A 12,477-nucleotide genomic window follows, 5' to 3' on the forward strand; every position below is an offset into this window, starting at 1 on the left:
TATTTACGCGCCATCGAGGCGCGTAAATAAAGAAAGGCCCCTCTTACGAGGAGCCTTTCCTAAGAAGGAGAAAATATGAATCGGTATGTGGAACCTTGAACCTACCAGGAGGGGAGCAATGATAGTGTCGTTTCAGGATTTACCCTTCTACCGTTTCACAATTCCAAATATATCCTTTTATTTCGAACCGAGAACTACCAAATTGCTTATTTTCTTAATCCGCAACAATTACATTCGTATTGCAAGTAAACTAACATTTACTCTTCGTGGAAAATGATCTTGCACTTCGGAACAAAACGGAATCCACCACGACGGTGACGTTCGATTTCGAAATACTTCTTCACGCCTTCGGACGGATGTTCCGGATCGTCAGAGCCGTTGATATGAGCAATGACGCGGTTCAAGCGGCTTTCGAAGTTCGGACGAAGCGGATCCATGCAAATGGAAGAATCGCGCTTGAATTCACGGTTTTCAAATTCTTCACGGCCCGTAGCGCTGTACTCGCGAAGCAGGTTGCGCAGGATTCGTGCAGGCACGTTACGCATCAGGTGCTTACTGTTCACTGAAATAGAATCATCGCTCTTGTAGTAGATGACCGTCACGGAGTCGTTCATCGCTTCAAGGAGCTGTTCCTGAGCCTTCTGGATCGGTTCCCAGGAATCGAATTCCTGCTTCACGACGGCGCTCATGAGCTTGTTGAACGGCTCCGGAGCGACAACGTTTGCCTTATAATCAAAGTAGACCACGCTAGCCGGTGCGCCGTAATAGCAACCCTTATGAATCAGCACGGCACCCACCTTTTCGTCGACCACATCTTCGGTGGCACGGATGCAGGCCATCTTGCGTTCGGCGTCGAACTCCCAGTCAAGGCCATATTCGTCAAGGCAATCGCCGAAGGTCATGTACTTACCGACCTGACGGCCATTCACATAGACACAACCATCATCGCGTACTTCAGCCGTCGCACGGTTTTCGAGAGCTTCAGCAAAAGAGGTCTGGCTGGCCTTGTATTCGATCAATTCGTAGCGAGGGGTATTCAGGAAAATGGGACCCAACTGCACCAGGCCGTTGAACCAGCGCATGGGGTTCGTGATCAAAAGACCCGGAGAATCAAAACGATAGGTGAAGTATTCCTTGCGGTTACCATCCACCAAATCACGGCGGAGGAACTTCGAGTTCGTGAGCAAGGGATAGCGCTTCGGAATAATGTCAAGGCAGAGCTGACGGACATCTTCGGTCGCATAGAACTGCGATACATAGGGCAGGTAGGAGCGCAACACGCTACGAGCAGGGACTGCCTCGAACGACGCACAGCGGTCTATAATATTTTGAACAAAGGTATCCGGGTTTTCGCCCCTTTCATAGAGCCAGTTCACCACATTGTTCATAATCAATCGGTGAATGCCTTCATCTACAGACAAATCTTCGAAATAGATGTCATTAAGAACCTTGACCGTAAAACGCGGATCGCGTTTGATGAGAGTCAAAATATCCTTGACGGGATACTTAATGAGTAACTCGATATGAGTCAGCTGTAAGAATAGGTTTGAAAGCACTTTTTTACCTCACTCTATTGAATGGTTATTCCTAACAACCACTCAGCCATTTGCTTAATTAATTTAGTAAAAAAAAATACAAAATCTTACACTAAAAGGCTATATTTAGGTCATGAAATCAGCCGAAATACACATTTTATCCGATGAAATCATCAATAAAATCGCCGCAGGAGAGGTCATAGAGCGCCCAGCCTCTGCTGTAAAGGAGCTGATCGAAAACGCAATTGACGCTGGAGCCACCCGTATACAAGTTTCCATAGAACAGGGAGGCAAGAAAAAAATCCAGGTTTCGGACAACGGAAAAGGAATGAATTCCGCCGATTTGGACCTGTGTTATTTGCGGCACACTACATCCAAACTATCTAATGCAGAAGACCTGTTTCACCTGCACACCAATGGTTTTAGAGGTGAAGCTGTCGCCTCGATCGCCGCTGTATCCAAATTAACGATAACGAGCGCCACTGACGACGGCGATTCCGGACGCATTATTCTAGAAGGCGGAAACGTTATCGAAAAACAAGACGTACAAGCTAGCCGCGGCACCACCTTTTTAGTTGAAGAACTTTTTTACAACACCCCCGTTCGCCGTAACTTTCTAAGTAGCGAAACGGCCGAAGGAACGAGAATTTTCGACGTTGTCCTACGCACCGCCATTGCGCACCCCGAAATCCGTTTCGATTACAAGGTTGGCGACAAGACCGTATTTACGGGAGTACCGGGGGAACTGCGCAACCGTATTGCCGAAGCCATCGGTTCTAAAATAGCAAAGGCACTCTTGCCCGTTGACTACACCGAAGCGGGCATTCATGTATGGGGATACATCTCCCCCACCACCGAAACCAACGGCAAACGCAATCATCAATTTCTATTTATCCGCAACCGTCCCATCGAAAGCAAGATGGTGACCAAGGCCGTCCAACAGGCTTACGAACCTTACGGAGCCCAGTGCAAGCCAGTCTCGGTTCTGTTCCTGGACATGCCCGATATGGAATTCGACGTGAACGTGCACCCCGCCAAGCGCGAGGTCCGTTTCGCCAACCAGAATTTAGTGTTTCTCGTCGTCACGCATGCCATCCGAGATACATTCACCAAGGACATGGAAGCGAATTCACCACTCATTGACTTGAGCGATGAAATCGCAGGGGGCCGCGACACAACCGCCGGGACTCGCAACACCTCTTTTTCGCCGCCCCCCTTTGCAGATGATTTACACGAGCCTAAAGCTCCCTACGGATTCTCGGAACCGATTCGTCCCGCAAATCCAACAAATTTCGTACCTGGATTTGCAACTAAAGAATCATCTGGCGACATTCCCGAAATGTCGAACCGTCCCGGCAATTTCAGTTTCGAAAAATCTCGCAAAACAAATGCATTTGAAGACCTCGCCCAGGATATGTTCAGCACTCCTGAAGCAGGCAAAGTCATTTCGCTTGAAGGAAACGAAGCCCTGAAGCCCACGGTGCCTGAACCGGCCTGGAATCCACCGACATTCTTCCAGATTGCAAACACCTATATCGCCGGCGAAGATTCCAACGGACTTTTGGTTATCGACCAACACGCCGCCCATTCGCGGGTACTCTACGAACAAGCGCTCGACATTCTCAAAAACGGAGCCGCCCTCGACAGCCAAGAACTTCTGTTCCCGGAGCTCCTGGAACTTTCTAAAATAGAGGTGGAAGCGCTCAAGAGTGTCGAGGACCAATTCAAGCATTTAGGATTCTACATTGAACATTTCGGTGGCGAAACCTACCAGATCCGCGCGATTCCAAGCGCACTTCCGCTTTCGCGCGCCATCAAGGCAGTCAAGGACTTTTTGGACAGCATCGGAGACGAAGGCAAGGGCGAAGGCGACATGGTAAAAGTCCAAGACACCATAGCCAAAGCCTGGGCCAACACGAACGCCTACCAGGCCGGAGACAAACTCAAGTCCGAGGAGATGGCAGCCCTCGTAAGCCAGCTAATGCTCACCGAGGAGCCTCTCAAGTCCCCCTACGGGCACCCGACTCTACTCCGATTCACGCTTGATGAACTGGCGAAAAAATTCCGCCGCTAGTTGATCGAGCGACATCCCTGCTGAAAGTTTAGAATACAGGACGTCCGTATCCGGATTCTGCTTAGAAATGCACTCAGAGGCAATTTCTTGAGCGATGCTTGCGACAGTACATTGTTCTTTGCCTGGAGCACAAATCTTTTCAGGATAAACCAACTTGTTCAAGATAATGTTCGGCAACGCGAAATACTTCGTCTTGACGAAAACGCGGGCAAAGCCATAGGTCAATGCATCCGGCTTGACGCAAACTATCATCGGACAACCTGACAAGGCCAATTCCAAAGTCGCCGTTCCCGGTGCAGTCAACGCCAGTGACGCATCTTGATAAATAGCACGACGAGCATCTGCCTCTTGAGGCGACTCCACCACATGAACTTTTCGTATAAGGTCGCCGTCTCCAAATTGACGCAAGGCTTTTTCAAATACTTCAACCAGTTCCCAACGAGCCGCCAACAAAGTGATTTCCATACGGGAAATTTCTAGCGACTTTCGAGTCATCTGAACTGCTTTTAGCATCAAAGGTAAATTGCGGAGCGCCTGCGCCTTTCGACTCCCGGGCAACAGCAAACAACATTGACTAGGAACCGCTTCGGTCTCGGCAATTCCATGCGACGCCTTATGTCTCTCTAAATGCAACTCCGAACTCCGAATTCCGAATTCTGAATTTACAAACGGATGTTTCACACGAACGACATTGCAGCCAGCTTCGCGATACACCTGTTCTTCAAAATCAAAGAACACCGCTAGCTTGACATACGGATTTTGCGCAAGAACCTTCGCGCGTTTACGTTTCCAGGCCCACACTTGCGGAGGCGCCACATACAAGGCGGGCTTGCGGAGCTTCCCCGCCAACGCTACCAGTTTCATGTTAAAGCCCGGATAATCGATGGCGACAAGCCCGAGACATTCCGGAGATTCCAGCGATGACTTAAGTTCATTATAGCACTGGCGCAACTTAAAATACTTGGGCAACACATCGCCAAAGCCAGAAACCGGCAACACCTCGAAATCAACCAAAGGAACCATTCCCGCCGATTGCATTCGACGACCACCGGCCCCCTTAACATCAATATGTTGAGAGCAGAATGCCTTGACCAGGGGTTCGCCGATAACGTCCCCCGAATCTTCGCCAGCACAAACCAAAATGTACGGCAAAAAAGCCATCACCTTTACCGTTTGGCACGGTTTGAAACCCAGACCTTCGCAATTCCCAATTCCTTACGCAGGAACTGCAGCAATTCCGGAGTATAAACGACCTTCTTATTTTTCAAGGCCAACACGTGCATATTTCCCGAGTCAGTTTCAACATGGCAAACCAATTCGCAACCGCGCTCGCCTTCGAAGGGTTCATACTTTTCCATGGCGGCCATCAACTTGTCGGTGAAATTGTCATCAACCATCGAAGAATAAAGAACCATGTGGATATGGGAAACCATATCCGAACGCACGCGGTCCAGCTGTATGACTTCTTCGACAACAATCTGGACTCCATCGCCCATGCGTTGCTGTTCCAGGCTACCCTTGACAAGCACGCGGTCATCGAGTGCCACCGTATCACGGAACTTTTCCCACAAGTCCTTCTTGAAGAACATTTCCAAGTCACCGTGGAAATCTTGAATGGCGCCCGCACCAATGGTATCACCGCGCTTGGTCTCGATAGAACGAAGCTTGGTCACCACACCACCGACAATGACTGTACCACCCACATGGCGAGACAATTCCTCTTCTTCCAAGGAACAAGTCGTAAAGCCTTGCTGTTCCGGACGGAATTCATCGAGCGGATGCCCCGAAAGGAACATGCCCAAGACATCGCGTTCCTTGTTGAGCATTTCCATCGCGGTCCATTCTTCGGCTTCCTCAAGCACCTCGGCGGAGCTATCCATCGAAGGAGTACTACCGCCCATATCAAAGAGCGACATCTGTCCACGATCCTTATCTTCCTGGAATCGGGACGCCACTTCCATGGCTCGGTCTACAGTCGCCATCAGCACGGCGCGGCTTCCCGGCAATTCATCGAGGGCACCCGCCATAATCAAACTTTCAATCAGGCGCTTGTTCATGGGCGGACGTTTTTCCTTCTGTTCGCCCTGGTATTCCGTTACGCGCTTACAGAAATCAAAGATATCCTTAAACTTTCCACGCCGTTCGCGTTCCGCCACAATATCTTCGACAACGCCAATGCCCACGTTACGAATGCCCGCGAGACCGAAAAGAATCTTCTTGTCGGGAGTGGCCACAAATTCGCCCATCGAGGCGTTAATATTCGGCGACACCACATCAATATCAAGGCGCTTGCATTCCAAGATAATCGTCACAATATCTTCGGTCTTGCCCATCTTCGAGGTCATCGAAGCCGCCATGTATTCAGGGCCGTAATGCGCCTTCAGGTATGCAGTCTGGTAAGCCACATAAGCATAAGCAGCGGCATGGCTCTTGTTGAACGCGTATCCGCAGAACGGGAGCACCGCATCCCAAACCTTTTGAATCATCGCCTTGTCGTAGCCATTGTCCAGACATTTCTGGAAAAACTCCGGTTCGAGTTTCGCCATCTTTTCGGGCATTTTCTTGGCCATGATACGGCGGATATTGTCAGCGCCACCCAGCGAGTAGCCACCCAAAATCTGGGCAAGCTTCATCACCTGTTCCTGGTACACAATCACGCCGTAGGTTTCGCCCAGCACCTGTTCCAAGTCGGGGTGGTAGCAGTCAATTTCTTCTTGACCGTTCTTACGGGCAATAAAGTGCGGAATCTGGTCGATCGGCCCCGGACGATACAGGGCGTTCATAGCGATCAGGTCGAAGATTCGAGTGGGCTTCAGTTCGCGCAGATATTTTTGCATACCCGGAGATTCGAACTGGAAAACCGTCGTGGTCATGCCCTTGCCGAGCAAGTCAAACGTTTCCTTGTCATCGAGCGGAATATGGCCCATGTCAAGTTCGATCGAACGATTCTTCTTGACCATGTTCACCGTGTCTTGAATGATAGACAAGTTGATAAGGCCAAGGAAGTCCATCTTCAAAAGTCCGATGTCTTCGGCGTAGTGCTTGTCGTACATCACCACCGGCGTATCTTCGGGGGCGGCACGGTACAAAGGCGCAAGGTTATAAATCGGGGTCGGCGTAATCACCACGCCGCAAGCATGCACACCGGTCTGGCGCGGCAAATCTTCGAGCTTTTTAGCGATATCCCACAAGTTCTGGTAACTGGCGCGGCTACCGATCATCGCCTGCAGGGGTTCCGGGCTGTAACCGTCTTCCAGGTTATTGCCCTTCTTGTCTTTACCCGTCCAAGCCTGCTTTAGGCTAAAGTTCAAGGTGCGCTGCGGGAACAGCTTGGTAATCTGCTTTGCTTCGGCAGGCGGAAGTCCCAAGACGCGAGCCACGTCGGTAATCACCGCCTTCGATTTGAGCATGCCGTAGGTAATAATCTGGCCCACGCATTCCTTGCCGTACGTGTCAGTCACGTACTGAATCACGCGGCCGCGGTCGCGGTCCGCAAAGTCGGTATCGATATCCGGCATGGACACACGTTCGGGGTTCAGGAATCGTTCAAAAAGGAGATCGAAGGTGAGCGGGTCGATGTCGGTAATACCGATGATGTAAGTGACCAAGGAACCTGCGGCAGAACCACGGCCCGGACCCACGGGAATTCCGTGTTCACGGGACCAGTTGATAAAGTCCCACACAATCAAGAGGTAGCCCGCCACGTTCATGTTGCGGATACAGTTCAGTTCCTTGTACATGCGCTTGCCCACATCGGTTTCGTGGGCAGGGAACTTAAAGTCCTCTTTCGGGAAGCGCCACTTAAGGCGCTGATTACAAAGATGCGTGATGTAGATATCGGCATCGCCACCCGGCTTGCACCAGCGGCGAACGCTCTTGTCCCAAGCTTTTTGATCGTCTTCGTCAAAGAATTCCGGCTGCGACAGGCGTTCAATTTCGGCCTTGTCTTCGTCGGTCAGGGCGTCTTCGGCAATTCCCTTGTCAGCACAATAAGTTGCCGTCACCTTTTTCTTTTTGTCCTTGATGACACCCTTGACTTCGCGTTCGCGTACGACCGGATATTCCGCGTCGTATTCCGCCTTCATAATCGCCTTGATGTTCTGGTATTCATCGGAGGACAAGAAATCTTCAGGAATCTTAAAGCGGGGCCAGAATTCATCGCCGATACCGGTCTTGACCGTGTAATTGCATCGTTCTGCAATCTTCACCGTATTTTCGATGGCCCCCGGAATATGCCCGAACATTTCCACCATTTCGGCTTCGCTACGGAAATAGAATTTACCGTTATCTGGGAAATGTTTGTCATCGAAACCATTGAGCGTCTCTTTCAAGGCAATGCAACGCAAAATCTTGTGCGCTTCGGCATCTTCGGGCTTAATGTAATGGACATCGCCTACGGCAACAATTTCGCGACCCAACTCGCCAGCCAGCTTGACATTGTAGTCGTTCAACAACTTTTGCTGCGGCACACCGTTGTCGCACACCGAAATGTACAAATGGTCGTGGTCAAAAATCTTGTCGAGGGCTTCCATGTATTCGCGGGCAACGCTGTTGCGCCCGGCCGCGACACTCTGGCCGTACTTGCTAAAGAAATCGCCTGCAATGGCGATAATGCCTTCTTTATGCTCTTCGATAACCGAAAGCGGCACCGACGGAATTTCTGCCCAGCGGTCACCGTCTTCGTAGCGGTAACTCACAATGCGGAGCAAGTTATAATATCCCGCCTCGTTTTCGACCAGGAGCGTCAATCGCTCAAACGTGATCGGATCTTTCTGGTTCGCGCTCGAGGTATCCACATAAATATGGCAGCCGTAAATTGTCTTTACCGGCGGGAGGCCCTTTTCTTTGCGGGCCTTGTTCATGTCTTTTCCGCGAGTCTGAATTTCTAGAATACCGAACATCGCGCCATGGTCGGTAAGGGCGACTGCAGGTGCGTTTTCGTCGGCAGCGGCAGCCAAAATACCGTCTAGACGAGCAGAAGACTGTAAAACAGAAAATTCAGAATGAACTTGAAGGTGAACAAAAGCCATAACCGCAATTTAGAAAAAAGACCTTTTCTCGGGGTGAGAAAAGGTCTTTTGAGAGGCAACGATCAGACTCGAACTGATGAATAAGGCTTTTGCAGAGCCGCCCCTTACCAACTTGGGTACGTCGCCAAAGTGAACCGCAATATAGGTAAAATTTTCACCCTTTTCAAGGGTAAACCAAAGTTTTTTTGCATTTTTTTATCTTTAAGGCATGACCAAACAGCCTTTCAAGGTCAGACTGGCGCTTTTTTTGGCTAGTCTTTGGATAAAAAGCTTGCGCGTCAAGCTCAAGACCCCCGATTCCTTTTCACCGGGAATTCTCGGAATATGGCACCGAGACCTACTTGCCGCCACAGCCGCATTCAAAAACTGGGGGGTGCACGCTTTTATTTCGGAATCCGGAGACGGCGAGATATTTGCCACCCTCGCCCAGCGCTTGGGGTATGTCGTCACTCGCGGTTCCAGCAGCCACGGGGCAAGCAACATTAGGTACATCCTTGATGCCCTCCAACAAGGACATTTTGCAGGAATGGCACTCGACGGTCCACGGGGCCCCGCACTCAAAATCAAGCCCGGGTCACAGTGGCTATCCCAAAAAAGCAACCGCCCCCTTTGGATGGTTTCAGCACGATACGGGGCCCATTTAACCCTAAAAACATGGGATAATTTCATTTTACCCCTTCCGCTGACATCTATTGACATCGAAATTAAGTATCTTTGTGACTGATTTGTTAACACTACCATGGTGAATTCATTTTTTCAAGAGGTTTATTAACGTGATTCTAATGCCACCTAAGTTCGTCGCCTTCGACCTTGAAACGACAGGCCTCAACAACCAGAAAGACGAGATCATTGAAATCGGCGCAGTCAAATTCACCGTGGAAACAGACAAAACCGGCAAGGTCGTCCCTAAGTTGCTTGGCGAACTCGAAACGTTCGTGAAGCCGAACATGATGATTCCTGCCGAAGCATCTGCCGTGAACCATATTTACGACAGCGATGTGCAGGACGCTCCTGTCGTTGGTGACGCCATCAAGAAGTTCACCGAATTCTGCGGACAGAGCACCATTCTCATCGCCCACAACGCCAACTTCGACGCCAGCTTCCTTCGTGTTGCCTACAAGAACAATCCCCAGGTCGTCCCCGGCAACCCTGTCATCGACAGCCTTGCGATTTCCAAGGCCATTCTCCCCGAAGCAAGTTCACACAAGCTCGGCATCCTTGCCAATATGTTCAAGCGCCGCGACGAAATCGCCATGAAGATCGAAGCGGACAAAATGCACCGCGCCGTTTACGACTGCCTGATGCTCATGGAAGTGTTCGTTGCCCTGTTGCGCCGCCGTTTCAAGGAAAAGGACTGGGAAATGGTCAACATCATGAAGAACATGGAAAAGTACAAGGGCATTCCGCAGTTCATCAACAAATAGGCTTTCATCCAGAATGCACAAAAAAAGAGAACCAAAGGTTCTCTTTTTTTTACAACTTAATTAGCCTTTCGAAAGGGTCAGCAGCACCGCCCCCGCGAGAATGATAAATGTCGCGAGGAGTAACTTGATTCGTTCTCGCGCGGTCTTGTACTCACCGAAAACAAACACTCCCCAGCCGAGGTTCACCAGCAGGTTCAACTGCGTGAGCGGATAACCGACGGCATAACCGAGCGCCCCTTCCGGGTCGATTGCCCAGAAGCAACCGTGCATTCCCGCCATCCACAAGAATCCGGCGATAACACTCACGACACTCGGAGCAAGCGGATACCAATAGAATTTATGACGACGAATCTGGAGAATGCCAATTAAGAGCTGACTTCCGAAAAAGATCCCTATCGAGAACGGACACATGAATTCGACATCGGTCAATTCAAGTCCCGCGGCCGTCGCCAACTTAAAAGGAATCAAGTAAGTACCAAAGGCGAAACCGCCCAGGAACGAGCGCCAGTTCTTGAATATCGAGCCGCCATGCGAAGGCGAAAGCCGGGAAAGTCCGACCATAAAGCAGATAATCGCCGGAATCGAAAGCGCAAACGAAGACTTTTCGTGAAACAGCAGAACCCCCGAAAGGAACGAGGCCAAGATGCTCATTCCCATGGAGCGCACGCCGGCACCCGCCAGGTCCGCCTCGGCCTTGACCGCCCAGAAACAGAACGTTCCGCCAATGACCCACCACAAGCCACAGAAAAAACCGACCGGGCTCAAGTTAAACGTTCCCGTGACAAAGGCAACCACGAGCGCACTGATAAGCACGCCCCAAGTCATCATCGAAAGGAATGCCCAGCTCGAAAACTTCGGCCACTTTTTGAGAGGGGTCATGTAAGTGCCGAAAATAAAGATGGACATCAACGCGCCAACGTAACTACTTTCCAATGCAGAACCCCGCGAAAATAGATTGTAAAATGTCTTCGGACGAAATTTCGCCCGTGATACTCTGAAGCGCCCTGCGCACCAGCTGCATTTCAAAAGCGAGCAGTTCCACTGCAGGGTTTTTCTCTAGCAGGTCAAGCACGCGGTCAACACCCGCAAGGGCTTCTTCGAGGCAAGACTTTTCTCGTTCACTCGTAATCCAGAGATCTTCTGCGTTTTCAGATTTCTTGAACAAGACGGCATTCATGACTTTCTTGAGGTCGTCTAGGCCCTCGCCAGTCTTGGAAGAAACATTAAGATGACTTGTATCAGGAGATTGCTTCGTCGCTTCGCTCCTCGCAATGACATTTGCGGCCAAGTCGCTCTTCGAAACGACAACAAAATCTGGTTTGAGATCCTTCGACTCCGCTTGCGCTTCTCCACAAGGTGGATAACAGCCACTAAGGGACTTCGTCCCAAGTGTTGTATAGCTCAGGATGACACCTTCTTTGTTCCCAGCGGAGTTGTTTCCATCCACCACCAAAATTTTCATATCGGCTTCGTCGAGAATCTCGCGCGACTTTTTCATACTGAGCGCATCGAGTTCGTCAGTCGCCTTGTCCGCAATGCCCGCGGTATCGATCAGGCGGATTTCACCGCCATCCAAAAACAGACGGACTTCGACAAAATCACGAGTCGTCCCCGGAACATTGCTCACAAGCACGCGGTCTTCGCCGAGGAGCGCATTCACCAAACTCGACTTGCCCGCATTCGGGGCTCCATAAAGTACCGCGAGCGGGAGCTTGCTCAGATTCGCCTTACCACGAAAGCTGTTTAGAATTCCCTTGATTGAAACACGGATATTTTCAAACTTCTGTTTCCAGCCGCTAAAATCGGGATCCGCTTCTTCTTCGGCAAAATCCACATCGAGTTCCAGGCGAGCAGAGATATCCTTGACCTGCGCCGTTAGCGTCGCAATTTTCTTGGAAAGGGCTCCCGAAAGCAGGCGGTGGGCATTTTCCAGCTCGGCTCGGTTCGCACTGTGAATGACATCGGCCACCGATTCAGCCTGGGTCAAGTCCATCTTGCCGTTCAAGAAGGCTCGGCGGGTGTATTCACCGGGTTCAGCCAGGCGAACCCCCTCGATGTCACGAATCGCCTGCAGCAAATCGCGGACAATCAGCGGATTTCCGTGCGGGTAAAGTTCCAGGACGTCTTCGCCGGTGTAGGAATTCGGCGCTTCGAAGTAGATGTACAAGAGGCTGTCAAGCACCTTGCCCGTCTGCGGATCGCGAGCGGTCCCTAGATTCGCCATTCGAGGCACCAGTTTTTCTGCGGCTCGCGCACCGAACAGGCGCCGAACCACGTCACGGACGTGGGTGCCGCTCACGCGGAGCGCAGCAACGGCACTGACGCCCGCAGGCGTCATCGGCGCAACAATCGTCAAAGAATCCATAGAATTAAAGATAGCAAAAGCCGAGTTTGCGGCCAAAAGCATTTCCTAT

At 50.8% G+C, this 12,477-nt stretch carries 8 protein-coding genes and 1 tRNA gene; 3 read left to right on the forward strand and 6 right to left on the reverse strand.

Translation table 11 applies throughout. The annotated features are described in order from the left end of the window. Positions 1-257: 257 nt before the first annotated feature. Positions 258-1,487: a hypothetical protein gene (locus BUA93_RS04185; RefSeq protein WP_254793840.1), complete on the reverse strand. Its 1,230-nt coding sequence runs from the start codon at positions 1,485-1,487 to the stop codon at positions 258-260. A 181-nt stretch (positions 1,488-1,668) separates the two neighbouring features. On the opposite strand from BUA93_RS04185, the gene mutL reads away from it, so the two are divergent. Then, positions 1,669-3,609, forward strand: coding sequence for a DNA mismatch repair endonuclease MutL (gene mutL / locus BUA93_RS04190; RefSeq protein WP_072977696.1), 1,941 nt, complete (start codon positions 1,669-1,671; stop codon positions 3,607-3,609). Here mutL and BUA93_RS04195 read toward each other — a convergent pair. The 3 genes from BUA93_RS04195 to BUA93_RS04205 form a co-directional block, all read right to left on the reverse strand. Continuing rightward, on the reverse strand, positions 3,562-4,770 hold the full coding sequence (locus tag BUA93_RS04195) for a lipid-A-disaccharide synthase (RefSeq protein ID WP_072977698.1): 1,209 nt from the start codon (positions 4,768-4,770) through the stop codon (positions 3,562-3,564). The two genes, mutL and BUA93_RS04195, sit on opposite strands and share 48 nt — an antisense overlap. Positions 4,771-4,775: 5 nt before the next feature. Then, on the reverse strand, positions 4,776-8,639 hold the full coding sequence (gene dnaE, locus BUA93_RS04200) for a DNA polymerase III subunit alpha (RefSeq protein ID WP_072977699.1): 3,864 nt from the start codon (positions 8,637-8,639) through the stop codon (positions 4,776-4,778). 53 nt (positions 8,640-8,692) lie between these two features. After that, positions 8,693-8,765 (reverse strand) — tRNA-Cys (locus BUA93_RS04205). Positions 8,766-8,847: 82 nt separating this feature from the next. Between BUA93_RS04205 and BUA93_RS04210 the strand changes: the two genes are divergently transcribed. After that, positions 8,848-9,363 carry a lysophospholipid acyltransferase family protein gene (locus BUA93_RS04210; protein WP_072977701.1) on the forward strand — a complete coding sequence of 172 codons (516 nt, stop codon included), beginning with the start codon at positions 8,848-8,850 and terminating at the stop codon, positions 9,361-9,363. Between the two features lie 58 nt (positions 9,364-9,421). After that, entirely contained in the window at positions 9,422-10,063 is a 642-nt protein-coding gene (locus BUA93_RS04215; RefSeq protein ID WP_254793841.1) for a 3'-5' exonuclease, read from the forward strand. Positions 10,064-10,123: 60 nt separating this feature from the next. Here BUA93_RS04215 and BUA93_RS04220 read toward each other — a convergent pair whose 3' ends face one another. Then, on the reverse strand, positions 10,124-10,942 hold the full coding sequence (locus BUA93_RS04220) for a GRP family sugar transporter (RefSeq protein WP_072978105.1): 819 nt from the start codon (positions 10,940-10,942) through the stop codon (positions 10,124-10,126). Positions 10,943-10,985: 43 nt separating this feature from the next. Next, positions 10,986-12,428 carry a tRNA modification GTPase gene (locus BUA93_RS04225; protein ID WP_072978103.1) on the reverse strand — a complete coding sequence of 481 codons (1,443 nt, stop codon included), beginning with the start codon at positions 12,426-12,428 and terminating at the stop codon, positions 10,986-10,988. Positions 12,429-12,477 lie beyond the last annotated feature (49 nt).

Origin of the sequence: Fibrobacter sp. UWH4, assembly GCF_900142475.1 — a bacterium.
In the GTDB taxonomy this organism is placed as follows: Bacteria; Fibrobacterota; Fibrobacteria; order Fibrobacterales; family Fibrobacteraceae; genus Fibrobacter.

Excerpts from the sequence above, each read along its gene's own strand:
- BUA93_RS04195 (WP_072977698.1), bottom strand. The coding sequence starts at position 4,770 with ATGGCTTTTTTGCCGTACATTTTGGTTTGTGCTGGCGAAGATTCGGGG.
- BUA93_RS04225 (WP_072978103.1), bottom strand. The coding sequence starts at position 12,428 with ATGGATTCTTTGACGATTGTTGCGCCGATGACGCCTGCGGGCGTCAGT.
- mutL (WP_072977696.1), top strand. The coding sequence starts at position 1,669 with ATGAAATCAGCCGAAATACACATTTTATCCGATGAAATCATCAATAAA.
- BUA93_RS04215 (WP_254793841.1), top strand. The coding sequence starts at position 9,422 with ATGCCACCTAAGTTCGTCGCCTTCGACCTTGAAACGACAGGCCTCAAC.
- BUA93_RS04210 (WP_072977701.1), top strand. The coding sequence starts at position 8,848 with ATGACCAAACAGCCTTTCAAGGTCAGACTGGCGCTTTTTTTGGCTAGT.
- BUA93_RS04220 (WP_072978105.1), bottom strand. The coding sequence starts at position 10,942 with ATGACCCCTCTCAAAAAGTGGCCGAAGTTTTCGAGCTGGGCATTCCTT.
- dnaE (WP_072977699.1), bottom strand. The coding sequence starts at position 8,639 with ATGGCTTTTGTTCACCTTCAAGTTCATTCTGAATTTTCTGTTTTACAG.